27 protein-coding genes are annotated in these 23,452 nt (G+C 31.6%); 10 read left to right on the top strand and 17 right to left on the bottom strand.

The window, feature by feature from the left end; all coding sequences use genetic code 11:
- Nucleotides 1–8: 8 nt before the first annotated feature.
- Complete coding sequence (locus OZP09_RS11035) at nt 9–527, top strand: ferritin (RefSeq protein ID WP_269233724.1); 519 nt, start codon at nt 9–11, stop codon at nt 525–527.
- 62 nt (nt 528–589) lie between these two features.
- Here the strand turns inward: OZP09_RS11035 and OZP09_RS11030 are convergent, their stop codons facing one another.
- Nucleotides 590–1,882: an aminopeptidase P family protein gene (locus tag OZP09_RS11030; RefSeq protein WP_269233723.1), complete on the bottom strand. Its 1,293-nt coding sequence runs from the start codon at nt 1,880–1,882 to the stop codon at nt 590–592.
- A gap of 532 nt (nt 1,883–2,414) precedes the next feature.
- On the opposite strand from OZP09_RS11030, the gene OZP09_RS11025 reads away from it, so the two are divergent.
- The 5 genes from OZP09_RS11025 (at nt 2,415) to OZP09_RS11000 (ending at nt 6,997) form a co-directional block, all read left to right on the top strand.
- The gene (locus tag OZP09_RS11025) at nt 2,415–3,134 is read left to right on the top strand and encodes a hypothetical protein (protein WP_269233722.1); all 720 of its coding nucleotides are present in this window, start codon (nt 2,415–2,417) and stop codon (nt 3,132–3,134) included.
- Nucleotides 3,135–3,288: 154 nt separating this feature from the next.
- On the top strand, nt 3,289–3,849 hold the full coding sequence (locus tag OZP09_RS11020; protein ID WP_269233721.1) for a hypothetical protein: 561 nt from the start codon (nt 3,289–3,291) through the stop codon (nt 3,847–3,849).
- A gap of 38 nt (nt 3,850–3,887) precedes the next feature.
- The gene (locus OZP09_RS11015) at nt 3,888–4,733 is read left to right on the top strand and encodes a tetratricopeptide repeat protein (protein ID WP_269233720.1); all 846 of its coding nucleotides are present in this window, start codon (nt 3,888–3,890) and stop codon (nt 4,731–4,733) included.
- A gap of 10 nt (nt 4,734–4,743) precedes the next feature.
- The gene (locus OZP09_RS11010; protein WP_269233719.1) at nt 4,744–5,115 is read left to right on the top strand and encodes a hypothetical protein; all 372 of its coding nucleotides are present in this window, start codon (nt 4,744–4,746) and stop codon (nt 5,113–5,115) included.
- Between the two features lie 631 nt (nt 5,116–5,746).
- Nucleotides 5,747–6,997: an OmpA family protein gene (locus tag OZP09_RS11000; protein ID WP_269233717.1), complete on the top strand. Its 1,251-nt coding sequence runs from the start codon at nt 5,747–5,749 to the stop codon at nt 6,995–6,997.
- 286 nt (nt 6,998–7,283) lie between these two features.
- On the opposite strand, the gene accC is transcribed toward OZP09_RS11000, so the two are convergent.
- The 6 genes from accC to pdxA all read right to left on the bottom strand — a co-directional run bounded on the left by accC (nt 7,284) and on the right by pdxA (nt 12,315).
- On the bottom strand, nt 7,284–8,630 hold the full coding sequence (gene accC / locus OZP09_RS10995; protein ID WP_163395367.1) for an acetyl-CoA carboxylase biotin carboxylase subunit: 1,347 nt from the start codon (nt 8,628–8,630) through the stop codon (nt 7,284–7,286).
- A 98-nt stretch (nt 8,631–8,728) separates the two neighbouring features.
- Entirely contained in the window at nt 8,729–9,217 is a 489-nt protein-coding gene (accB, locus tag OZP09_RS10990; protein ID WP_110307307.1) for an acetyl-CoA carboxylase biotin carboxyl carrier protein, read from the bottom strand.
- 23 nt (nt 9,218–9,240) lie between these two features.
- The gene (locus tag OZP09_RS10985) at nt 9,241–10,239 is read right to left on the bottom strand and encodes a beta-ketoacyl-ACP synthase III (protein ID WP_269233712.1); all 999 of its coding nucleotides are present in this window, start codon (nt 10,237–10,239) and stop codon (nt 9,241–9,243) included.
- Between the two features lie 173 nt (nt 10,240–10,412).
- The gene (gene rpmF, locus OZP09_RS10980) at nt 10,413–10,607 is read right to left on the bottom strand and encodes a 50S ribosomal protein L32 (RefSeq protein WP_008465217.1); all 195 of its coding nucleotides are present in this window, start codon (nt 10,605–10,607) and stop codon (nt 10,413–10,415) included.
- Between the two features lie 9 nt (nt 10,608–10,616).
- Entirely contained in the window at nt 10,617–11,159 is a 543-nt protein-coding gene (locus OZP09_RS10975; protein WP_269233708.1) for a YceD family protein, read from the bottom strand.
- Nucleotides 11,160–11,265: 106 nt separating this feature from the next.
- A complete protein-coding gene (gene pdxA / locus OZP09_RS10970; RefSeq protein ID WP_269233707.1) occupies nt 11,266–12,315 on the bottom strand; it encodes a 4-hydroxythreonine-4-phosphate dehydrogenase PdxA in 1,050 nt (349 codons plus the stop codon).
- A gap of 57 nt (nt 12,316–12,372) precedes the next feature.
- Between pdxA and OZP09_RS10965 the strand changes: the two genes are divergently transcribed.
- Nucleotides 12,373–12,963: a riboflavin synthase gene (locus OZP09_RS10965; RefSeq protein ID WP_269233706.1), complete on the top strand. Its 591-nt coding sequence runs from the start codon at nt 12,373–12,375 to the stop codon at nt 12,961–12,963.
- A gap of 36 nt (nt 12,964–12,999) precedes the next feature.
- Here OZP09_RS10965 and OZP09_RS10960 read toward each other — a convergent pair whose 3' ends face one another.
- From OZP09_RS10960 to OZP09_RS10945, 4 genes are all read right to left on the bottom strand, one after another.
- A complete protein-coding gene (locus tag OZP09_RS10960) occupies nt 13,000–13,218 on the bottom strand; it encodes a hypothetical protein (protein ID WP_269233705.1) in 219 nt (72 codons plus the stop codon).
- 733 nt (nt 13,219–13,951) lie between these two features.
- Entirely contained in the window at nt 13,952–14,599 is a 648-nt protein-coding gene (locus OZP09_RS10955; protein WP_281310749.1) for a hypothetical protein, read from the bottom strand.
- Between the two features lie 96 nt (nt 14,600–14,695).
- Complete coding sequence (locus tag OZP09_RS10950; RefSeq protein ID WP_269233699.1) at nt 14,696–15,166, bottom strand: hypothetical protein; 471 nt, start codon at nt 15,164–15,166, stop codon at nt 14,696–14,698.
- On the bottom strand, nt 15,163–15,801 hold the full coding sequence (locus tag OZP09_RS10945; protein WP_269233698.1) for a hypothetical protein: 639 nt from the start codon (nt 15,799–15,801) through the stop codon (nt 15,163–15,165). Before OZP09_RS10945 ends, OZP09_RS10950 begins: the two co-directional genes overlap by 4 nt.
- Before the next feature lie 81 nt (nt 15,802–15,882).
- On the opposite strand from OZP09_RS10945, the gene OZP09_RS10940 reads away from it, so the two are divergent.
- Nucleotides 15,883–16,119, top strand: a complete 237-nt coding sequence (locus OZP09_RS10940) for a helix-turn-helix domain-containing protein (protein WP_269233697.1) — start codon at nt 15,883–15,885, stop codon at nt 16,117–16,119.
- 127 nt (nt 16,120–16,246) lie between these two features.
- On the opposite strand, the gene OZP09_RS10935 is transcribed toward OZP09_RS10940, so the two are convergent.
- A complete protein-coding gene (locus OZP09_RS10935; protein ID WP_269233696.1) occupies nt 16,247–16,699 on the bottom strand; it encodes a JAB domain-containing protein in 453 nt (150 codons plus the stop codon).
- Nucleotides 16,700–16,757: 58 nt separating this feature from the next.
- Nucleotides 16,758–17,162 carry a hypothetical protein gene (locus OZP09_RS10930; RefSeq protein WP_269233695.1) on the bottom strand — a complete coding sequence of 135 codons (405 nt, stop codon included), beginning with the start codon at nt 17,160–17,162 and terminating at the stop codon, nt 16,758–16,760.
- A 291-nt stretch (nt 17,163–17,453) separates the two neighbouring features.
- On the opposite strand from OZP09_RS10930, the gene OZP09_RS10925 reads away from it, so the two are divergent.
- Nucleotides 17,454–17,648 (top strand): hypothetical protein, encoded by a 195-nt coding sequence (locus OZP09_RS10925; RefSeq protein WP_269233693.1) that lies wholly within the window; start codon nt 17,454–17,456, stop codon nt 17,646–17,648.
- Between the two features lie 43 nt (nt 17,649–17,691).
- Entirely contained in the window at nt 17,692–18,126 is a 435-nt protein-coding gene (locus OZP09_RS10920; RefSeq protein WP_281310748.1) for a Cthe_2314 family HEPN domain-containing protein, read from the top strand.
- Nucleotides 18,127–18,207: 81 nt separating this feature from the next.
- Here OZP09_RS10920 and OZP09_RS10915 read toward each other — a convergent pair whose 3' ends face one another.
- The 4 genes from OZP09_RS10915 to OZP09_RS10900 are packed head-to-tail and all read right to left on the bottom strand — an operon-like array spanning nt 18,208 to nt 23,239.
- Entirely contained in the window at nt 18,208–19,491 is a 1,284-nt protein-coding gene (locus OZP09_RS10915) for a DNA methyltransferase (RefSeq protein ID WP_281310747.1), read from the bottom strand.
- Nucleotides 19,492–19,501: 10 nt separating this feature from the next.
- Nucleotides 19,502–20,617, bottom strand: coding sequence for a hypothetical protein (locus tag OZP09_RS10910; RefSeq protein ID WP_281310746.1), 1,116 nt, complete (start codon nt 20,615–20,617; stop codon nt 19,502–19,504).
- A 1-nt stretch (nt 20,618) separates the two neighbouring features.
- On the bottom strand, nt 20,619–21,227 hold the full coding sequence (locus tag OZP09_RS10905) for a hypothetical protein (protein WP_269233686.1): 609 nt from the start codon (nt 21,225–21,227) through the stop codon (nt 20,619–20,621).
- Complete coding sequence (locus OZP09_RS10900; RefSeq protein WP_269233685.1) at nt 21,227–23,239, bottom strand: AAA family ATPase; 2,013 nt, start codon at nt 23,237–23,239, stop codon at nt 21,227–21,229. The genes OZP09_RS10905 and OZP09_RS10900 overlap by 1 nt, the downstream gene beginning before the upstream one ends.
- Nucleotides 23,240–23,452 lie beyond the last annotated feature (213 nt).

Genomic DNA, 23,452 nt, shown 5'->3' with positions numbered 1-23,452 from the left:
TAATGATTATGAAAGATTTACTAAGAACCAGTACTTCATTAACTGAAGGAATAGAAAATATATTGAACTTACAGGCAAAAATAGAAAGTGACGCTTCTAATAAATATTTAGCTATGGCTGCATGGCTGGATAGAAACGGTTACGATAATACAGCATCATATCTGTATAAGCAGGCGGAAGAAGAAAGAGAACATTTCCTGAAAATTTTCAAATTTATTACCGATATGGGAGGGATTGCAGTTACGCCATCTGTTCCGGAAGTACAACAGGAGTTTGCTTCTTTCAGGGAAGTATTTGAAATCGCTTTGCAAAATGAAATTGCCGTTACTCAGGCAATCAATAGAGTAATCGCAAAATGCAGAGCTGAAAATGACTATGCTACAGAAGACTTTATGATGTGGTATGTAGCTGAGCAAAGAGAAGAGGAGAAAAATGCAAGAAGAGCCTTAGAACTTTTCGAATTGATCAACGAAAACGAAGCTACAGGTAAATTCGAATTAGATGTACAAATAGCAAAAATCGGATAATATTAACCGATTTATAAATTTAAAAGCCCTTAATGATATCAATTATTAAGGGCTTTCTTTATTTAAGAATTCATAAGACTCTCAATCTCATCAACTTCAATCGGAATATTGCGCATCAAATTAAAAGGTTCTCCCTTTTCCTGAATCACAACATTATCTTCCAGACGAATTCCGAAACCTTCTGCCGGAATGTAGATTCCAGGTTCAACGGTAAAAACCATATTCGCTTTCATAGGTTCGTGAAGCAATCCGTAATCGTGCGTGTCCAATCCCATGTGATGAGAAGTTCCGTGCATGAAATATTTTTTGTAAGCTGGCCAGTCCAGATTTTCGTTCTGAACATCAGCTTTGTCAATTAAGCCTAAACCTAATAATTCAGAAGTCATGATTTTACCCACTTCAACATGATATTGTTTCCAAAGCGTTCCCGGCGTCAGCATTTTGGTAGCTTCATTTTTTACATTTAAAACCGCATTGTAAACTGCCTTTTGGCGATCAGAATATTTACCGGAAACCGGAATCGTTCTGGTCATATCGCTCGAATAATTAGCGTATTCTGCCGCAACATCTAGTAAAATCAAATCTCCGGCTTTACATTGCTGGTTGTTTTCGATATAATGCAAAACATTCGCATTGTTTCCCGAAGCGATAATCGGTGTATAAGCGAAGCCTTTAGAACGGTTGCGGATGAATTCGTGAATCAGTTCAGCTTCGATTTCGTATTCTGTCACATTTGGTTTTACAAACGGAAGCAGTCTGCGGAAACCTTTCTCGGTAATGTCACAGGCTTTCTGAATCAAATCGATTTCCTCGCTTTCTTTTACAGAACGGATTCGCTGTAAAATCGGGTTGCTTTTTGCGACATTGTGTGCCGGATATTTTTCCTTCCACCATTTTACAAAACGGGCTTCACGTGTTTCTGTTTCTACAGCTGCACGATAATGCTCGTTAGTGTTGATGTACATGGTATCGGCGTAGGTCATCATTTCGTTTAAAACTTTATGAAAATCCTGCAGCCAGTAAACCGTCCTGATTCCCGAAACCTGAAAAGCACGTTCCTTAGTCAGTTTTTCGCCTTCCCAAATCGCAATGTGTTCGCTGGTTTCTTTCAGAAAAAGCATTTCTTTTTGGTTTTCGTAAGGCGCATCCGGAAACAAAAGCAAAATACTTTCTTCCTGATCGACACCGCTCAGATAAAAAATATCACGGTGTTGTGCAAACGGCATCGTACTGTCGGCACTAATAGGGTAAATGTCATTGGAATTAAAAACCGCAACACTGTTCGGTTTCATTTCAGCTGTGAACTTTCTTCGGTTTTTTACAAAAAGAGCACTGTTTATTTGATGATATTTCATAATAACTTAGATATTGAACTTGATATTTCAAAATTACTAATTTTAAGTAATCAACGTAAAATTGATTTATTAAAGTTTTCCTATTTATTAATTTTTGTTTTTGCCACAATGGTACGAAATCACAAAGTTTTTGTTTCACGCAGATTTTGCAGATTTACGCAGATTTTTTTTAGCATCTTGTCATTTCGACGCAAGGAGAAATCACACTAAAAATTCCGCAAAGCAAATCTTTAATCCTGTCATTCTGAGGGACGAAGAATCCTTGCAATTAACTTTACAATCAAAATTGCTAATCCTTAATTAAACGATTTCTTTAGAAGATTGTAAATAAATTAGAATCTATAATCTTTGGCCGTGTCCCAAGGGCCGGGCTTTCGGCTATATCTTTTATTCCGTTCCGATAGCTATCGGGACTTTCATAAAAGATACCGCCTCTATCCCTCACGCGGTCTTGGTTGTTAGAAGTTAAAAAAAGATTATCGATACGGTATTTTATGTATATTGGTATTGTTGTTAAATGTAAATTAATATTATGCAGAGTTTAATAGAAAAATATAATGATATTCAAAAAGGTATTTTACATGATTTCTCTATCAGATGGAATCCCGAGAACTCAGAATCATTTAAAAGTGATGTTAAGAAAACATACGGTTTTGAAGATGAGTTTCATTGGAATATTCTGTTAAATGCATTTTATGTAATTGATGATACTGAGTTGGCTAAAGAATCTTATCGTAAATTTGATTTACAAGGGCCTTCAAGAGTTAAAGAATCTGGAGAGTTTTATTTAAGATTATACGGGATTCTGAATGCAATTTATCTCCAATGTCAGGCAATCATTAATCTTGTAGAAATTTATAAATTATCAAATAAAAAAGAAATTCAAAATAATTATAAGAATTTAGAAATTATAAAACTGCGAAATAAGATTGGATCACATTCGTCAAATTATAAATCAGATGGAAATTCTAGTTATAAACATGATGTATACGAAATAATAAGACATGATCTCACTCAAAATAAGATTATACTTTTAAGAAATCAAAAAGACAGAGAAGAATATGAACTTAGTAAATGCATAAAGGAGTTTGATAAGTATACTCAAAATGTTTTGTCTAATGCTTTGGGTAAATTATTAAAAAGGAGTATTAAAAATAAGGCTGAGTATATAATTAAGCTTGAAAATGTTGATTTTTTAAAAGATGAAAAAGGGATATTATTTGGAGAAATTAAGATAGGATTTACTAAATAGAATGTTGAATTTGGTTTTGAATGCTATTTCAGACGATACCCGATAGCGCAGATTTGTAATCTGTGCCCACACAGTATGTAAACATTAAAAACATATAAAATCAAAACCTGTAACAAACTCCAAATCCCAAAGTCTTTACAACAAACCAAAAGTCATGAAACTAAAAACCATTTGTTTAATCGGACTGTTCTTTTTTGTTCTAAGTTACATTATGTTTTCAAACAGTGCTGCTTTTGAGTACTTCAAAAAACCGGTTGATTTTGCCCATTGGTTTAATTTAATTGGAGCGTGTTTGCTTTTGTCTTTCAATCAAGTGTTTCCAAAAAACAAACTGAATTCGGTTGCTTCTGTCATAACAGCTTTAGGAGTTGTGGCGCACATCGGGCTTTGTACTATCGACTTTATTATGTGGAGTTATGGCGACAATGAAGCAGCAAAATCTGCATTGAGTGAACATTTAAGTAACACGCCGGCTATTGTGTTTCCGTTTGTAATTGTTGGACCTTCGCTTCTTTTTGTTGGTTTGGCTGTACATGCTGTGAATTTTATCAAAACACATACAATAAGTGCTTTAATGGTCATAATTGGAGCGCCATTGGTTGGATTTTCCTTTTTTGTATTGAAAAACGGAATTTTAATGTTATTGAGCTGCCTGGTTTTTTCTTTGGGATTATACTTTCTACTTTGTAAGAATGAGAGTATGAAATCGAAATGAAATCTATATATTTGGAATCAGATTTTAATCTTTCAAATATGAAGCAACTTTTTACTTTTCTAATTTTTCTTTTAGTATCCGGTCTTTCAGCACAAAATAGTCTTCAGTTTGATAAAAAGTATGTGCAATGCGAAGATAAATGGGTCGCCTTTCCGGCAGACAGCACAGGTGCTTATAATTTCGGATTCATATACATTGATGCTCAGGCAGGATTAACATTAGAATATGAAGGTTTTTTTAAAATTGATAAAACCGGCAAATTTATCACGGATAAAAAAGTGAAGACAAGTTCGATGAAATATCGACTACAGCCAAATAATAACTTAGTAGCACTTATTCCCGAATCAAAATTTAAGGAATTGTATGTAGATAAGGTTCCCGACTGGCTTGAATTATATAAAAAAGGCGAGGGATCTATAGAGCGTCTTTACAAATGGGGTTTTATGTACAATGGCTGGAATGAATGCCAAAAAGCACTTGAGTATCTGGAAAAAGCAAATAAAATTGACCCGGAATATAAAGGCCTTCGTGTTGAGTTAGCTTACTCTTATAATTGTTTAAAACAATATGAGAAAGCTGTTAATGTTTTGAAATTAGCTTTAAAGACAGATTCGTTGGACGCCTATACCAATAAAGAATTAATTTATGCTGAAACCAAAATCGACAAATTGGAAGATGCTAAAACTGTTTGTCGCAAAGTTGTTAAAGAATGTAAGGACAAAACCTATAATTCTGAAAATGCATACAATATTTTACAAGCTTATTATATCAAAAAAGATATTGAAAATTTTAATAGTTGGTTCGTAGAGGCAAATTCGGATTTAATGAGCCACGAAAAAATCAAGTCTTTAGCTCTGCAGATGAAAACAGAATTAAAACAATAACCCTAAATAAATGAAAAACCATTTAAAATACCTTATCTCTCTCTTTTTGGCATTAGTCATGCTTGCGTGTGAGGGTACTTTAAATAGTAAGACGAAATCAGCAGATTATTACCAGTCTTCTCAAATTGTTGCAGGCAGGGAATTAGATTTTAAAAGTTTTCGTTTATATCGATACACTCACACGAAATCGTTAGCAAAGACTGCGTTTCCGATACTCATAACTTTTCTTCGAATTTCAGAAGTTTTTAGTTTTCAGACTAAAGAGCTTTTAAGATTGTGCGAACTTCTTCATCAAAATAGCATTTCATTTATAAAACAATCTGTTTTTGTAAACGAACGCATTACTTCAGGTAATTTTCATACCCGTTTGTACAGCGCTTAGGAATTTCTTTTCTAAGCATTTATGCTATTCAGGCATAAGATGATAATTAATGTCTAATCATTTATCATTTTCAAAATGTATAAACAAAATCACAAGACAAATTCGGGTAAATCCCGAAAGCCACTTCTTTGGATAAAAAGAAAACTCATTTTAATCATAACAGCCTTTATGTTAGGTATGTCAAACGGAATGCACACTGAAGATTCCAGAATTAAAGGGAATCAAGACTATACAGAACAACATAAGAAAGACTGAATTGAAATAATAATTATAAATTCCCAATAGAAGATTTTTAATCTATAACTACAAGAAGATTCAAAACTCAATTCATTCATAAAATTATGAGAAAGCGTTTAGTCATTAAATTTTTTTTTTTGACATTCTAATTTTTGATATCTTATCTGAGATTTAATATGAACATATATGATATCATATGACTTCTTATAATAAAATTTTTTTGAATTCAATTATAAAAGTTCTGCAGAATAAACAGAATAATAATACAAAAATTAAAACTTCAAAAAAAAAATTAACATAATCGCAAACAATTCATAATAATTGTGTTAGCTCTATGCTTAAATGTTAAAAATTAAATTGTAATTTTGCGCAAATTTTAAAATTGGAATATAAAATGAAAAAAATTATACTATTACTAGTTCTGCTTGTAAGAGTTGTAACGACTAATGCTCAAACAGGCAATGTCGAAAGTTTAGCTGATGGAAATTTCAACAAATGGTCTATCGAATTAGCAGGTGGATTTAACAAACCACAAAAGCCAATGAAATATTATACATCACCTATAAGTCCTTTTGTTGTTGATTTAGGAGTAAGATATATGCTCAATAATAAATTTGGTTTGAAAGCTGATTTGGGTTACAACAGTTTTCAGGAGGATAAAAACTCACCACCTTTTGATACTAAATATTATAGATTTGATGTACAGGGTGTAGCTAATTTAGGAAGAATTATGAATTTCGAAACCTGGACAAATACTATTGGCTTGTTAGCACATACAGGTATTGGTGCCGCATACTTTGAGGATAAAAACTCTTCATTAGATGATAAAATGTTGAATTTTATTATTGGGATAACAGGTCAGATTAAACTTTCAGACAGATTAGTTCTGACTGGAGATTTTTCAACGATCATGAATGGTTTTCAAGGTTACACATACGATGCAGCTGGAATAAATAAAGATAAAGGCTTGAGCGGAGCATTGATCAATGGTACTATAGGTCTGACATTATATCTGGGAAAAAACGAAAAACATGCTGACTGGGTTACTATTGTTGATAATGAAGTAATTGTTCAAAGAGAAAGAATTGATCAGCTTGAAAAAATGTTAAATGATAGTGATAAAGATGGTGTAGCTGATTATTTAGATTTAGAACCGAACACTATTGCAGGACTGATGGTGGATTCTAAAGGAAGAGCAGTTGACTTAAATAATAACGGTATACCTGATGAATTAGAGAGTTACTTAACAAAAACTTATCCAAGCAGATCAGATGCTCCATTGAGCGATAAGGAATCAATCACAAATTTAGTGAACGGAGGTTATGTTGCCGCTTATTTCGATTTCAACAAATCTACTCCAAATGAATCTTCTATGGATGGTATTAATTTTGTACTAAACTATTTAAGAAACAATTCATCAGCTTCTGTTGACATTACGGGTTATGCTGATGAAATTGGTAATGCTTCATACAACGAAAAATTAGCAGATGAAAGAGCGAACAATGTAAAAGAAATTCTTCTTAAAGCGAAGATTGCTCCTGAAAGAATTAATGTCATGAGAGGCGGCGTAGATTCTTCTGTAGACAAAGAGTCTGCTACCGCAAGAAAGTTAGTCCGAAGAGTTACTTTCAAAATAAAAAACTAACACATCGCTTAAGCTAATAATTAAAAATGCCACATCACGCACGATGTGGCATTTTTTTTATCTATATACATACAGTCGCTTGTTTTAGTTCCTAAGACTACTAAGACATCTGAAACGTCTGCACCTTATAATACATAGAGCTTAAGATCTTTTCAAAATTTAAAATAAGAATGTGCACTGTAAAGACTTACTTTTAGTTGTCATAATTAAATATGGATTCAAACAATCAACATACACTAAAATCAAGGCATAAAAAAACCTCATTTTTCAATGAGGTTTAATATTATTATTCCGGACTATTCATTTTGAAAGTATCCATGAAAGCAGTCGTATAATCTCCTGCAATGTATTTTGGATCATCCATTAATTGTCTATGGAAAGGAATTGTCGTTTTCACACCTTCGATTACAAACTCGTCAAGAGCTCTTCTCATTTTACTGATAGCTTCTTCACGGGACTGCGCTGTTGTAATTAACTTCGCAATCATGGAATCGTAATTTGGCGGAATACTATATCCTGAGTAAACGTGAGTATCTAAACGAACTCCGTGTCCACCTGGCATGTGAAGCGTAGTAATTTTTCCTGGTGAAGGACGAAAATCGTTATAAGGGTCTTCAGCGTTAATACGAACTTCTATAGCGTGTAATTCCGGAAGATAGTTTTTACCAGAGATTGGAATTCCGGCAGCAACCATAATCTGCTCACGGATCAGATCATAATCAATTACCTGTTCAGTAATTGGATGCTCTACCTGAATACGTGTATTCATTTCCATGAAATAGAAATTTCTGTGTTTATCCACTAAAAATTCTACAGTTCCAGCTCCTTCGTATTTAATGAATTCAGCTGCTTTTACAGCCGCTTCACCCATTCTTGTGCGCAATTCATCAGTCATGAAAGGTGAAGGTGTCTCTTCAGTCAATTTTTGGTGACGGCGCTGAACAGAACAGTCTCTTTCAGAAAGGTGACATGCTTTTCCGTAAGAATCACCAACAACCTGAATTTCGATATGACGTGGCTCTTCGATAAGTTTCTCCATGTACATACCGTCATTTCCAAATGCTGCGGCGGCTTCCTGACGTGCACTTTCCCATGCTTTTAAAAGCTCATCTTCTTTCCAGATGGCACGCATTCCTTTTCCACCACCACCTGCAGTAGCTTTCATCATAACCGGGTATCCGATTTCTTTAGCTACTTTTTGTGCATGCTCGAAAGATTCTAATAATCCGTCTGAACCTGGCACACATGGTACTCCTGCTGCTTTCATTGTAGCTTTTGCAGAAGCTTTATCTCCCATTCGGTCGATCATTTCAGGAGCTGCACCAATAAATTTGATTCCGTGCTCCTGACAAATTTTAGAGAATTTAGCATTCTCTGAAAGAAATCCGTATCCCGGATGTATTGCATCTGCATTTGTAATTTCTGCAGCAGCAATAATATTTGACATTTTTAAATACGATAAGTTACTTGGAGGAGGACCAATACAAACCGCTTCGTCTGCAAACTTAACATGTAAGCTTTCCGCATCGGCTGTAGAGTAAACCGCTACAGTCTTGATTCCCATTTCCTTACACGTACGGATTACACGTAGTGCAATTTCTCCTCTATTCGCAATTAATATTTTTTTAAACATCTTTTTAAAATTAGATAATTAGATAATTAGATAATTGGATAATTAGATTTAAAGCGCTTCCGAAAAAGTCTAAAATCTAATAATCTAACGATCTAAAATTAAGATGGATCAACTAAGAACAAAGGTTGGTCAAATTCTACAGGTGACATATCGTCAACAAGAATTTTTACAATTTTACCTGAAACTTCTGATTCAATTTCGTTGAATAATTTCATTGCTTCAATTACACAAAGAACATCACCTTTAGCGATAGTACTTCCTACTTCAGTGAAAACTGGTTTATCCGGAGATGGTTTTCTGTAAAATGTCCCAATAATTGGAGATTTTATAGTAATGAATTTAGAATTTTCAGCAGGAGCAGCCGCTTCACTATTTACGTTTACAACTACCGGTGCCGTTTGCTGCGGAGCAACTGCTTGCGGCAATGCAGCCTGAGCTGGTAATTGCTGAACATAAGTAGCTTCAGTTACATTTGTTTCTAAAGTTGTTCTGATAGTGATTTTTACATCATCCATTTCTAACTTCACCTCTGCAACTCCCGAATTTGCTACAAATTTGATTAGGTTTTGAATTTCTTTTAAATCCATAATGATTCGTTTTTAGTTTTAATTTATTTCTTATCGTAAGCCCATTTCAAGTAAATAGATCCCCAGGTGAATCCACCACCAAAAGCGGCAAAAATAACATTATCTCCCTTTTTAAACTTATTCTCAAAGTCAGCCAGTACTAATGGTAATGTTCCAGAAGTGGTATTACCATATCTTTCGATATTTACAAGCACTTTATCTTCTTCAAGTTCTAATCTGCCAGCTGTAGCATCAATAATACGTCTGTTTGCCTGATGTGGCACTAACCAGTTAACATCTTCTTTTGTCAGATTATTTCTTTGCAAAATTAATTCACTAGCATCAGCCATATTGGTAACAGCATATTTAAATACCGTTTTACCATCCTGCATGATATTGTGCTGTCTGTTTTTAATGGTCTCTTCGGAAGCAGGAATTAAAGATCCTCCTGCAGGAATTTTAAGAAAATCGCGTCCAACACCATCACTTCGTAAGTATTCATCTTGTAATCCCAGACCTTCATAATTTGGTTCAAATAAAACCGCACCGGCCCCATCTCCAAAAATAATACAAGTAGATCTGTCTGTATAATCTACAATTGATGACATTTTATCTGCCCCAATTAACAGTACTTTTTTATAACGTCCTGACTGCACATAAGCAGCTGCAGTAGACATTCCATATAAAAAACTTGAACAAGCCGCTTGTAAATCGTAAGCAAATGCATTAGTTGCACCGATTTCTGTAGCAACATGTACGCCTGTAGCTGCCACCATCATATCCGGCGTAGCTGTTGCCATTATTACCATATCAATTTCCAACGGATCAATATTGGCTTTTGCTATTAAATCCTGTGCTGCTTTTATAGCAAGATAGGAAGTTCCCTTATCAGCATCTTTAAGTATTCTTCTTTCTTTTATTCCCGTACGGGTAGTGATCCATTCATCATTGGTATCAACCATTGTTTCTAGTACTTTGTTAGAAAGTACAAAGTCAGGAACGTATCCTCCAACAGCGGTAATTGCGGCTGTGATTGTATTCATTATATTCTATTATTTCCTCTCAAATACAGGGTATCTGAAAAATTTTTAAAAGACTTGAAAATTACAAAAAAAAATCTAAACGTATTGTCGTAAATTTCTTTAAAAAAGAAAGTTGTAACCAACAAAAAAAACTCTCACATAGTGAGAGTTCTAATATCATTTACAAAAACGTATTAAGCAACCGCTTCAGATTTATCGATAACAACTTGCCCTCTGTAATACATTTTACCTTCATGCCAGTAAGCTCTGTGGTATAAATGTGCCTCACCTGTAATAGGACATGTAGCGATTTGAGCTACAGTAGCTTTATAATGTGTTCTTCTCTTATCTCTTCTTGTTTTCGAGGTTTTTCTCTTAGGATGTGCCATTTTACTATATTATTTATCCGTTAATAGTTTTTTTAATTTTTCCCAACGCGGGTCAATATCTTCTTCTTGTTTACTCTCTTTCTTTTGTTCCTTAACTTTTAACTCGTTTAGTTTCGTCAGGGCTTCTGTCTGCAAAGTTCCGTCTTTTACACCCGGATGAATTCTCTTTTGCGGAATTGACAATGCAATCATTTCATAAATGTATTGTGCCACATCTATTTCAAATTCACCATGAGGGAGAATCAATAACTCTTCATTGTCATTGTTAAATTCTTCTCCAAAACGAACGATAAGCTTCATCTTTCCTTTTACAGGCAAATCAAAATCTTCACTGGTCAGATCACAAGGTACATTTACTGTTCCTTTATGCTTAAAATCCAGTTCCAGCATATTGCTTTTCTTATCTAAAACTAAAGTGACTTTGATATCCGAATTTTGAAACTCATCATAATCAAAGTCCTCAAAGAACTTCTTATTTATTTGATATTCAAAATGGTGTTTCCCTAGCTTTAATCCCACGAAAGGAATTAAAAATTCTTTTGTTTTGCTCATTTCAACATCAATTTCTACAATTAGGATCTAAAACCCAGACACCTGAATTGGGGTGCAAAGATATAAAATTATTATAAAACTAATAATCTTATTCACCTTTTTTTGTTTATAACTGTTTTTCTTTTATTTTAAGAGGTTTTGCGGTAATCTCCTCATGCTGATTACGTGAACGAAAAATGTCAATTGCAAGATAAACAGCCTCTTTAAAAGAATTATAATCTGCCATATCTTTTCCTGCAATATCATAAGCAGTACCGTGATCCGGCGAGGTTCTAATCCTATTAAGCCCTGCAGAATAATTAACTCCTTTTCCAAATGATAATGTTTTAAAAGGAACCAACCCCTGATCGTGATATGTTGCCACGACTGCATCATATTTTTCATACTGGCCGCTTCCAAAAAAGCCATCTGCAGGAAAAGGGCCAAAAACCATAGTTCCGGCATCAAAGATTTTCTTTAATACAGGTTTTAAAACTAAATCATCCTCTTTTCCTATTACACCTCCATCACCTGCGTGTGGATTTAAACTCAATACAGCAATTTTCGGTTTTACAATACTAAAATCCTGAATTAGAGATTTTTTAATCGTTTCAATTTTTCTTGTAATTAATTCTTCAGTCAAATGAGAAGAAACTTCATTTAAAGGAACATGATCTGTCAGCAGACCAACTCTTAAGTCATCGTGAACCATCATCATTAATGCATTTCCTTCTAATTCCTGATCCAGATAATCTGTATGTCCCGGAAATTTAAAATCTTCTGACTGTATGTTGTACTTATTTATAGGAGCAGTCACTAAAACATCAATCTCTCCCTCTTTCAGTGCCTTAGTAGCAGCCACAAAAGATTTTACAGCATACTCTCCTATTCTCTCATCATTTGCACCTAAATTTATTTCCACACTTTCTCTCCAAAGATTAAAAACATTAAGTTTACCAGGGATAATCTGATCCAGTTTGTCAACTCCATGAAACTGAACAGTAGACGTAAAGCTTTTTTTAACGAAAGAAAGTATCTTGGCATTTGCAAAAATAACCGGCGTACACAGTTCCAACATGCGGTAATCTTCGAATGTTTTCAATATAACTTCGCTTCCAATACCGTTTAAATCTCCTATCGAAATTCCAACAATTATATTTTCTGCTTTTTTATTCATGACCTCCAATTATTTATTACTAATTTTGATGTGCAAATTTAGTAAATAAAACCCACAATGTTCACAGGAATCATAGAAACCTTAGGAAGGATTCAAGAAATAAAAAAAGACCAAAACAACCTTCATATAACGGTCGATTCATCCATTACAAATGAATTAAAAATTGACCAAAGTGTATCCCATAACGGAATTTGCCTTACAGTTGTAGCAATAAAAGACACTTTTTATACAGTAACAGCAATTGAGGAGACTATTTTAAAAACCAATATTGGAGACTGGAAAGCCGGTGACATAGTTAATTTAGAAAGAGGCATGAAACTTGGTGACCGCCTTGACGGACACATTGTACAGGGCCATGTAGATCAAACCGGAACCTGTATAAAAATTGAAGAAGCCAACGGAAGCTGGAATTACACTTTTGAATACGACAAAAACCTAAACAACATCACTATCGAAAAAGGTTCAATAACAGTAAATGGTGTCAGCTTAACAGTAGTAAATTCTAAAACAAACGAATTTAGTGTTTCAATAATACCTTATACTTTTGAAAATACTAATTTCAAAAATTTCCAAGTTGGAACGAAGATTAATTTAGAATTCGATGTAGTAGGAAAGTACATTGCAAGACTTTACTCCATCAACCAATAAAACAACAAACTTTCTTATAACACAAAAGCTTCAGTTTTATACTGAAGCTTTTGTTTTTAATTTATGTTTATAAATTACATATATCCCTAATGAAATTGCAGCAAAGGCCAGCATCAAAAGACCAATGCCATCAATTGGCGCCCCAAGTACTGGTGGACCAGGAGCAGGAGGAGGAGCAGGAGAAGGAGCTGCAAAAGCGCTCAAAACGGAAAATAATATAAAAAAAACAGTAAAAACTTTATTTAATATTTTCATACAATACGAAATAGTTTAATCTTAGTTGCTTAAATTTGATTTACAGACTTTTAAAGCGTGGTTCTTTATAAAGTCCGCTACAAATATATTGCTTTTTTATTCAAAAAAGCTACGACACAAAAAAAGCTTCATAATTTTTTATGAAGCTTTTTAAATTGTGGTCCCACCTGGGCTCTCTTACTTAACTCTCATGATAACAATATCAGTATCTCACAAAGCCTATAAATTTATGTATGCCTTTTTGTATGCCTTTTTTCATAATATCTCTTTATCAACCCCTCAATGAGACCTTTTTTAGAGTAGATTACAAAGCCATCTTTATTCTTGTAAAAACACTTTACTTCTGCTTCAAATTGCGCAAATTGTTCAATGCAAAAAAGATGCTTTAGTTCTCCTGTGGCACTAGCACATAAGGAGATTATGCCCTTAAAGAATTGCATACTTTTATCCTTAAATTTTAGTATAACTCCTTATAGTACATCTAAACTAAAAAAGAGTACAGTTTTATCTGTAGTTTTATTCAGAAATTTATTTAGCCCTGTACTCACATATTTATAATTATGCAAATTCTTAAATCTAGTGCATCATAAGCCTAATTCAAATTCTCAATTTTCATATTTCAAACTTAATTTGAAAAGATATATTAAATTGTTTCATAGCTATTGGAAATTAAAAACCACCTTTTCAGGTGGTTGATTATAATAAGGAAAATACATTATGATAAGAAACAACTTTAACTATTATTCTTTAACAGCCCTGCTATTTCTTTATCCTTAAACATATCTTCAAATAATTTCTTCATAGCCTCCGGCATATAAGTTTTATAGGCACCTGCACCAAAAGCTACATTTCCTCCTAATTTTTCTTTACCTTCAATTGATTTATACTTTAATAAAGCTCCATCTTTGTCATAAATGTATAAGTGGATTTTATAGTAGAAAAACTGTATCATATAACCATCTGTGTGTAATTGATCAAATACTAAAAAAATCTTTTTATCTCCATTTAGACTTAGCAATTGTGATTTTACTGTTTTTTCATCCTCTTGCCATTTTGTTGTGAGGCTTGTTACTTTTATATCATATCTATCTAATGAATTAACTATGTTATTTGATAAATCTAACATCAAATTATTTTTACTTTCTGTACCTATTGGATAAGCTATACCTACATTACTTCTCATGTACCCTACAAAATCTGGTTTTCTCGAACCATCAATTACTGCTTCTCTATGGTCTAGAAGTGCCAAATCTATATTTTTAGTTTTAATGTCAAATAAATCCAATTTTAATCCATCATACTTGACTTTTCTGCCAACTGCACAACTTGTTAACAGAATACTACTAAATATAATTAGCCCTATTTTTTTTGTTCTTTTCATAATTTAAAATTTAATTCTGCTTATGCTTGGAGCAGATTTTTGGGTTTATGTTTAATTGTGATTAATAAATTACTTAATATTCTCTTAAATAGTTGATTAAAGAATTTCTTGAAGTTCTATGATACCCTCAAACTCTACCTCATTGAGTTGGAGTACTAGCTTTTCATATGGTTCAGGATTTAGACTTATTATTATTTTAGAGTCAAAAGACAAAATATGTTCTAGTGACTCATTATTAGTAAATGCTTTGAGTTCTTCTTTATTATTCTTTATTGAATGATACTTTGCCACTAGATCAATAAAGTATTTCTGTCTTTTGTACAGATCTAAAACATTGTTTAGCTCATAGTAGGTTTCAATGAATATACAATCTTGTACTCTAGTGGCACAGGTACATGGAAATGGCTTTTCATTAGCAGTTAGCCATTTACTCCATTTTCTGCATTCACAATTAGCAATAGCAATATGAAACTCTTTGTCATATTTCATAAGCCAATCTTGAATATGTTCTATATTGAGAGTTGGAGATACATTTTGAAGTTCACAGAGATAAGTTTCGTATCTCATTTCTTTTTGTAATTATCATCAAAATACAGAAAAGCAAAAAGCACTAATCCTCCTAAGACTAAAAAGCCTGTATAAGTGATTGAAACATTGTTATACAACACGTAAAGCACTGCCCCTAATATCCCTAGATACAAGATACCTCTAAATGAAAAAGGGGCAAACCATTTAAAATCATCCTCTTCTTTTTTACAACTATCACATGTGTCATTACTTACTGTATTAAAGAGCATATTACACTTAATACATCTACGTGGTTTTGCTTTTGAATCCTCTTCATCAATATCAAAAGAATTAGTATTTTGTCTTTTATAATCTATTATTAAATTGGGGTCTTTAGCACTCTCTACTATCATATCAATTTCTTTTAATATTTCTTCCGTACTTCTCAGTGGCGGTGAATACTCTACATTAAAAAACTCATCATAAACTTCAGAATAATTTGAGGTGTCTTTACCCAATGAGCCCCACCCCTCTCTATAATATTCAAAAAGTGCCTTTACCTCATCCATGGAAGTTGCAATGATTCTATAACTGATAAGATCTCTAAACTCAGGTTCAATCTGTAAATGATCTTTCATATTCTCATAGAACTCTTGATGTTCTTGATATTGTAAAATGTGCTCCCATTTTCCCATACGAATCTTTTAAAGTTGCCATATATGGCATTAATCAAAACAAATATAACCACTTGATTTGACTTGTCAAATATGTCAAGTGTGGAAAAGTCAGATTTACTTAAAAATGTGGGTAAAAGAATCCAAAACCTAAGATTAAGCAAAGGCTTATCTCAGGTAGACTTGGTGGGTAAAATTGAAGGAGATATTGATACTACTAATATTTCAAGAATTGAGTCAGGAAGAACCAATCCTACTATACATACTTTATATCGTATTAGTCAAGCTTTAGAAGTACCATTAGAAGAGCTAGTTAAACTTGACCCCACTACAAAATAAAATTTAGCTATCTATATATGTATTGTATAAAAGTAAAAAGTGTATTTTGTATTAAATACAATCAAGTAATAACACACATACACTTTTACTTTATCAAGACCTCAAGATTTCCCTTTCACACTAGAGGTTATAATATGAGATTATCACTAAAGCTATAATATCCTTGTGCCGTAATTATTAAATGATCTAGAAGATTTAAATCCAATATTCTACAGGCTTCTTTAAGCTTTTTTGTTATTGATTTGTCAGGCTCACTAGGCTCAAGAGTACCACTTGGATGATTATGAGTTATTACAATACTCGAAGCATTACATTTTAAGGCTATACCAAGAATTATTTTAGTATCCACGACAGTTCCTGAAGTTCCTCCTTTAGACATTTCATAAATTCCTAACACAATGTTAGCCCTATTAAGAAGTACAATTTTCACTTCTTCTTGGAATTCTATAAGATCTAAATCCCAATGCTTCAAAACCAAATCATACAAAATTTGGCTATTAGTTACTTTTATCCTTTCAATGTTATTATTTGAATAGGAAACTTTTATTTCTGCTACTTCCATAATATTAAATCCGTCCATAATTTGTAATTTCTATAAAGGGGCTATACAAAAAATGGACGTCTTAAAATTAATTTAATCACATTGACATACTTGCTAAATGCCCATTTCTAGAAAAAGCTTCTACTTTAGTTGCAAAGTCATTTTCAGAGGACTCTCTTTTGGAGCTAGTGGAACTGGGATTATTTATCTCGGGCTGATAAACATACCTATGGGTCAACATTATAATTTCTCCTGTTTCTCTTACAGTATATTCGTAAGGATCAGAATCCATTTTTACAATATTACCGGGCATATCAGTACCCAATAATGCCTTACAAGTTTCTTCATCAAATGTTGATGAGATATTTGCCTTTTTAGCTGTCGCGTAATATTGCCCAGTTTGAGTGCTTAATACCATTTCAATCCCACTTTGGATTTCTAATACAAAGAAAAGTTTACCTTCCTCTGTTTGTCTCTTTTGATAGTTTACGATTCTTACCATGTTTTTGATTTTTTGAGTTGAAAATACCCTGAGTTAAAACATCACTTGGTCTACAAAAAATTACAGCTTTGAACTTGAATCTTTATGTATAGTAAAAGGCATGTTTTAAAATCAGGTACAAGAAATGTGTCCTCGCTCGGAATAAGTGGGGGTGTTTGTGAATTGTTTTGAAGTGCCGGGGGGCTTGTACTGTCATGTGCATTTGCCCAATATTAATAGTTCTGTAAAAAATTTTATTAAATAAATTGTATTATTGTTTAATTCTTTCAAATATAAACACACAAATTCATTATGGATTTAGACAATAAAATAAACAACTCTGATTTTGTTGCATTTTTAGCACCAATCGTTTCTAAAATCTATGCAAAACATATGAAGAAAATTTTAAACAGTCATAATGATATTGATTTTGAAAATTATGGAGAAGATTATGAATTATATTTTAATAAAATTTTCACTAAATACAATTCAATTGAAACTCAATAACAGACCTTATTAAAAATTCCATTTTTTTGATTCAATTCAATCCATGAAATTGATAGAAACAATTGGTATTCAGGAAATTAACTATTATAAATGTCATTATGAGAATTTTTTAATACGTATAGTAACTCTGCTAGATTTATGTTGTAAATTAGGAAGTGTAGTATTCAATATACACAGTAAAGAAAAAGACATAACTTTCTATAAATTTTCTATTACGAAGGAAGCTTCCGTATCTGATGCTGTGAGAATTTTAAAAGAGTTGAATGCTAAATTGTCCGAAAAAAAAGATGAAAGAAATATTATAATTCATCAAGAAAATTATCAATCTAAAGAGATCAAATCAATCGAGGATACAATTTTTAATGTAGATCTAATCAAGATTGATGAAGTGCTACAGCAGTGGTTTAACAATCAAAAGGAAGAAAAAAAAAGAAGAAGTAAAAATCTATATTCAAGAAATAATAAATCTAACGATTGATTATATGTTTGCTTTTTTTAATTCTTTAATTGAAGAAATAGAGAAAAACGTTGCTTATACAAAGTACAAGCAACGCTAATATTATTTTAATTTTAATACGATTATGCTTTCACGCATTTTATCCAAACTATTCAGAATCAAGTTTTGTTGACTACTCGTCCTTATAGGTCTTGCAATTCGAATTTCTTCACATTCATAACCTATTAGTTCTGCCGCTTTTGCTATAATTACATCTACTTCTATTATATAATTTGAATAACAAGAATTTGAAACATTTATATATAATTTTGCATTGTCATTTAGCTTAGGCTTTAAGTCAAGGAGCAAATTTTGAATGTCATTAAAGTAACCTCGAACCATATTTGGAATGTTTTTATTCCAAAGTGTTGCGTCAGATCCTTCTAAAAATTCAACTGCCTTTTTCAGCTCTTCAACTTGAGGAAAATCTACCTTAGGCAAAGGAATTTGGACATGTGATGTTAAGGCTCTTTTTCTGAAAGTCCTTTCCTTTTCATAAGAGGACACGTAACCAAGCATCCAAAGTTCAAGTCTATAAATATCAGTATAATCCCTAGAATTAAGATATGGAGGAGATGTAATTACTAAATCTATTCCTGTATTTACATCTTTTATTTTCTCCCTTGAGTCACCATTTAAAAGCTCAAACTTCGTCTTATTATCCAAATTCTGAAAATTCTTTAAATCTGGTAGAATAGAACTTTCTATTTGCTTAAGAAATAAATTATGAACTTCCATTCTACTATATACTTTTTCTTTCCACTTTTTTTTATAAGATAGACATTTACCATTTTTAAATACATTACTTACGTCTTGAAGAATACAAGCTAAAGCGATCGTAAATAAACTTTTATACTCTTGATGATCTTTACATGTCTTTTCAATTCCTTTTGTAATATCAAAAATAGCATTTGACACAGATTGGTGGAAAATCCATTTACTTTTTTTAGAATTCTCAAAAAAAGTTTTCGATTCCAATTCAGGATGCTTAGGCATTCCAACGGATTTCATTAAACTTCTTCGCAAATTTAAAATTAGTAATTCAAGAATTTCAGCATCATAATTTGAAAAATTTAGTTTTGCTTTGGTGACATCATAAAAGAAAGGACTAGCTTCAATTGAAATTGTTTCTATGCCTAATTCTTTACAAGTTAAAGCAGTTGTTCCTACTCCTCCAAAAGGATCAAAACAAACTTTAGGTTTAACAACTTGCTCATTAATAATAGATTTTACCAAATCTGAAGAGTATCCTTCAACTAAAAGATACCATTTATGTACAGCAAGATTTTTATTTGGATCAAAAGTGACTAGGTTAGAGTAATCTTTAGTATAATCTGTTATTTTCAATTTATATTTTTTAATATGGATGCTTATTTATTACCTTAAAATCTGGAATTTTAAAAAATCTTCGGTAATACGGCTGTAAATCTACAGCCAGGACTGAATCGTCAAAATGAGCAACAGTGTCAGTGGCTGTTACATTATTTTTTCTAGCATCAAACACAGCTAAGTATCCCATTTTTATTCTTTCTTTTTTCTCGTTTAACTCTTTCAAATACCCCAAAGTTTGAATAACTGCGTTTGGATTTATATCTGACGCGGTATACTCTGTTGTAATTTTTTGACCTGTCCTATGGATACTAATACCTACCCATTTAACCTCGAGAAAATATAAGTCTCCATATTCGTCATATATAAATATATCAAGTCTTTTAAAATTTTCTAAAACTAATTCTTTACCTAAAACTTTTGCGTTTAATTTCGTTTTTAGAAACAACCTCAAATCTTCTCGGAAAATGTCTTCCGGAACATTATTAAGTAATTGCTGGTTCTTTAATAAAAAATCTTCATACGATTTTTCTGTGGCAGAACCTTTTGCTAAATGCTGATGTAAGGCTCTTTTTCCAGTATTAAGAACAAAAAACTTTCTATAAACATCTCTTAACTCAAGATTCTTTCTATATTCATCTAGTACCTCAATAATTTTATTGACATCTTTTAATTCAGAGAATCTATCATAATCTTGAGGTGTAAAAAAGATAGTGTCGCCTACATCAATTCCATCAATAAAATAATGTATTCCACTTGGATTTATGAAAAAAACACAATAATCTTTCGAAAGTTCTAAATAGGTTTTTCGCGCTTCTGTACCATTTGAATACGTACTATTTTCAGAGGAAATTAGATATGCATTTCTATCTATTACTAGATGATTACTAGCTACTGCATCTATTCCTTTTAAACACAAATCAACTTTGACAGCTATATCCGTCGATAAATTTTCTATTTCAATTTTTTTTATAAGAATTGTTTTGTACTCTTTTTGAAAAATATTATTATTTCTATAGGAATGCAGTACAACCAGTAATTTCTTAAAATTATCATTTTCTGAAAAATCATCGCCTGTCCTTTTATAGATTTGTTCTTTTTTTTCTCTAATTAAAGCTTTAAGGTTTTCTTTAAAATCATCCATATTAGACTTCACGTTTAATAATTTTACTAAATATATACTCAAAGTATAATTCCAGATATTCTTTTTTGTCAATTTTAGATACATCCTCTAAAGTTTCTTCAAATGCTTCCTTGAACTGACTTAAAACTTTAATTGTCTTGTTATCAGGAGAAGTATCTAACTCTTTTGGCTCATTCCTCTGAACTGCATCTTTATACAGTGGGTCATTAATAGTAAATCCAAAAATTTTGTTCTCGCCATAGACACCTAAAATATAAACTATAGTTTTTAGCCATCTAAATTTCTCATCTTCAATAATTTGCTTTTCCAATTCTGCATCTAAAATTTTAAGCTCGCCATCATCATCAGAAATGTATTCATTACTTTTTAAATACAAAATAGAATTATTAATTATATCTGCATAAGGTCCTGACAAGCTCGCAGTAAAATGGTAATATTCAAAAGGATTTTTATTTTCTTTATTCACAAAAGAATATAGGACTTTAGAGAGATATACAACTCTTTGAATCGATTGTTGTCTAATTGAATTCCATCCGATCTCTTTAACTAAAAAAACTAATGTTAAGATATCTGAACTTGAATTAAATATTTCTTTAGAAGTAGCTTTCATTATTTAATGACTTTAGCTTTAATTTTATTATACATTGTTTTTAATATATCATTAAGTAAATTACTTGAGCCTTGAATTAAAGATTTTTTCCCTAAATCAATTAAGCTTATCAACTTAACATCTGATATTTCTATTAAATGATTGACAAAATCACTATTATTTAAATTTGAAGTTATTATTAATGAATTTGGATTTCCTAAAAATTTAGCAAATACTTCAGCCGCATTTCTTTCATATGTTATGTCAAGACTACTATCCGGAGTTTCAACAATATAAAAAGATGGTTTTGTATAGAAGAAAGTTAAAATACTCATCCTGAAAGAATGATCAACAAAAAATCTTTGAGATTCAGATAATTCTTCTTCATAATATCTAACCCTACCTCCGATCATAGGATAAAATCGTTTATTACCATTTCCCATATCTGTATATGTAAGAGAACAATCAATACCTAGGAAACTGCCTGCAAATTGAGAAAACAGATTCGAAAAATGAATTGTATTTTTTGATATTGAATACTCTATATCTTTACTGAATTTCTCTGCTTTTGCTCTCTCTACTTTGCTTTTTTCTTGAAATTCTAATTTTTGTTTTTCCAACTCTTCAATTTCATCAAAAAAAGCTTGGAGTTCATCACTGTTTTTACTCGTATCTTTAACATTTTCATATTCAAGATTTCGTAATTCAGTCATTAATTTCCTTTTTTCATACTCTAATGATTTGAATTCCCGATCCAAATTTTTAAGTGCATTTTCATTTTCTCTTACCTCCTTGATTATATTTTGGATTTCTGTATAAACTGATTTTACTTCTTTATCAATCACTAAAAAATTAGCAGTAAGTTCATCATTAGTGGTTTGATTTATTTCTTGATTGCAAAGAAAGCAGTTATTAGAATGGCTTATTTTTTCCAAAACAAAGGAATCTTCAACTTCATTGTTACACATAGGACAAAATTTATTGGCTTTTAAATTTTGTAAATAATCATCGTATTTTTTATGAAGTTTTACCCATTTATTTGCAAATAACTTATCTTCTGTTGATTTTTTTTGTTTATCGAGGTCTGTTTCAGTAATACTCAATGCATTAGATCTATTATTCAATAATCTAATTTTATCATCAATTACAATCCTTTCCTTCTGCTTATTTTCAATGTTAACATCAATGTTCTCAATTATTTTTTTAAGATCTGATATTTTAAAATTTAAAGACTCTTCTATATTATTGGTATTTTGACCATTATTATTATCAACTCTTTGATTTATTTTTTTAAGTACTTCTCTTATTGCCCTTATATCTTCAGACTTATGTCTAGAAATACTGTCAAAATACTTCGCTTGCCTGATAGCTTCTTGTCTCTGACTATCTAGTTCTGGACTATTAAAATACTTATTAAAAAGCTCATCCTGAACATTTGGGTCATCGTCATTCCAAAGAACTGTATTATGACTTTCTCCAAAAAACAATATTTCATTTATAAAGAAAATCAAATCATCAAATGACATCCCAGAAAAACTTGAAATCTTATCTTCATAATGATAATTAAGATATATGCTTTTCTCAGTGTCTTTTAAACTATCATATTTCTTTTGAGTAATTATCTCTCCTTCAATTTCAGCACCATTTACTATTAGTGAGTTAATCTTAATGTCTTCTAAGCACCTTTCAATAACAAAAATATTCTCATTAATTTCAAATTCAATTGATACTGTTGCCTTAGAAGGGGTGGACATAGTTGCATCCAATCTATTTTTAAAATAATCAATGGGAAAAGATTTTCGTCCTTCAATTTTTTTCTCTAAATAAGTTCTCGAATATCCAAATTGTTTAGTGTAATTACCAATGATAGCGTACTTAATTATATTTACTAAAGTGGTTTTACCCATTCCATTTCCACCAATAATTAAATTAACACCATTAATAAAGTCATATTCGAAATTTAAACCATTTGGATATAAAGTGAAATTTTGAATTTTAAGCTTTCTAAGAGTAGGAAGATATATTGTACGCATCTATTTATCTTACATTTATCATATTTACAAACTTACTGAAATTTATGTTGCAAAAAACATCAAAAGACTTGGATATATGATTTTGAAATACAATCATTTAGATCATATTAACTTAAATAAAGGGCATGCATTATATACTTAAATACAATTTCTTTAACAACATTATTGGATTTATTACTAAAACACTAAATATCGAAATTTTAAAATATCTTT

Source organism: Flavobacterium flavigenum, assembly GCF_027111255.2.
GTDB lineage: Bacteria > Bacteroidota > Bacteroidia > Flavobacteriales > Flavobacteriaceae > Flavobacterium > Flavobacterium flavigenum.
This window is presented reverse-complemented; position numbering and strand designations above follow the sequence as displayed.

What these genes read in the sequence shown, in the direction of transcription:
- OZP09_RS11035 (WP_269233724.1), top strand. Translation starts at nt 9, where the DNA reads ATGAAAGATTTACTAAGAACCAGTACTTCATTAACTGAAGGAATAGAA.
- OZP09_RS11030 (WP_269233723.1), bottom strand. Translation starts at nt 1,882, where the DNA reads ATGAAATATCATCAAATAAACAGTGCTCTTTTTGTAAAAAACCGAAGA.
- OZP09_RS11025 (WP_269233722.1), top strand. Translation starts at nt 2,415, where the DNA reads ATGCAGAGTTTAATAGAAAAATATAATGATATTCAAAAAGGTATTTTA.
- OZP09_RS11020 (WP_269233721.1), top strand. Translation starts at nt 3,289, where the DNA reads ATGAAACTAAAAACCATTTGTTTAATCGGACTGTTCTTTTTTGTTCTA.
- OZP09_RS11015 (WP_269233720.1), top strand. Translation starts at nt 3,888, where the DNA reads ATGAAGCAACTTTTTACTTTTCTAATTTTTCTTTTAGTATCCGGTCTT.
- OZP09_RS11010 (WP_269233719.1), top strand. Translation starts at nt 4,744, where the DNA reads ATGAAAAACCATTTAAAATACCTTATCTCTCTCTTTTTGGCATTAGTC.
- OZP09_RS11000 (WP_269233717.1), top strand. Translation starts at nt 5,747, where the DNA reads ATGAAAAAAATTATACTATTACTAGTTCTGCTTGTAAGAGTTGTAACG.
- accC (WP_163395367.1), bottom strand. Translation starts at nt 8,630, where the DNA reads ATGTTTAAAAAAATATTAATTGCGAATAGAGGAGAAATTGCACTACGT.
- accB (WP_110307307.1), bottom strand. Translation starts at nt 9,217, where the DNA reads ATGGATTTAAAAGAAATTCAAAACCTAATCAAATTTGTAGCAAATTCG.
- OZP09_RS10985 (WP_269233712.1), bottom strand. Translation starts at nt 10,239, where the DNA reads ATGAATACAATCACAGCCGCAATTACCGCTGTTGGAGGATACGTTCCT.
- rpmF (WP_008465217.1), bottom strand. Translation starts at nt 10,607, where the DNA reads ATGGCACATCCTAAGAGAAAAACCTCGAAAACAAGAAGAGATAAGAGA.
- OZP09_RS10975 (WP_269233708.1), bottom strand. Translation starts at nt 11,159, where the DNA reads ATGAGCAAAACAAAAGAATTTTTAATTCCTTTCGTGGGATTAAAGCTA.
- pdxA (WP_269233707.1), bottom strand. Translation starts at nt 12,315, where the DNA reads ATGAATAAAAAAGCAGAAAATATAATTGTTGGAATTTCGATAGGAGAT.
- OZP09_RS10965 (WP_269233706.1), top strand. Translation starts at nt 12,373, where the DNA reads ATGTTCACAGGAATCATAGAAACCTTAGGAAGGATTCAAGAAATAAAA.
- OZP09_RS10960 (WP_269233705.1), bottom strand. Translation starts at nt 13,218, where the DNA reads ATGAAAATATTAAATAAAGTTTTTACTGTTTTTTTTATATTATTTTCC.
- OZP09_RS10955 (WP_281310749.1), bottom strand. Translation starts at nt 14,599, where the DNA reads ATGAAAAGAACAAAAAAAATAGGGCTAATTATATTTAGTAGTATTCTG.
- OZP09_RS10950 (WP_269233699.1), bottom strand. Translation starts at nt 15,166, where the DNA reads ATGAGATACGAAACTTATCTCTGTGAACTTCAAAATGTATCTCCAACT.
- OZP09_RS10945 (WP_269233698.1), bottom strand. Translation starts at nt 15,801, where the DNA reads ATGGGAAAATGGGAGCACATTTTACAATATCAAGAACATCAAGAGTTC.
- OZP09_RS10935 (WP_269233696.1), bottom strand. Translation starts at nt 16,699, where the DNA reads ATGGACGGATTTAATATTATGGAAGTAGCAGAAATAAAAGTTTCCTAT.
- OZP09_RS10930 (WP_269233695.1), bottom strand. Translation starts at nt 17,162, where the DNA reads ATGGTAAGAATCGTAAACTATCAAAAGAGACAAACAGAGGAAGGTAAA.
- OZP09_RS10925 (WP_269233693.1), top strand. Translation starts at nt 17,454, where the DNA reads ATGGATTTAGACAATAAAATAAACAACTCTGATTTTGTTGCATTTTTA.
- OZP09_RS10920 (WP_281310748.1), top strand. Translation starts at nt 17,692, where the DNA reads ATGAAATTGATAGAAACAATTGGTATTCAGGAAATTAACTATTATAAA.
- OZP09_RS10910 (WP_281310746.1), bottom strand. Translation starts at nt 20,617, where the DNA reads ATGGATGATTTTAAAGAAAACCTTAAAGCTTTAATTAGAGAAAAAAAA.
- OZP09_RS10905 (WP_269233686.1), bottom strand. Translation starts at nt 21,227, where the DNA reads ATGAAAGCTACTTCTAAAGAAATATTTAATTCAAGTTCAGATATCTTA.
- OZP09_RS10900 (WP_269233685.1), bottom strand. Translation starts at nt 23,239, where the DNA reads ATGCGTACAATATATCTTCCTACTCTTAGAAAGCTTAAAATTCAAAAT.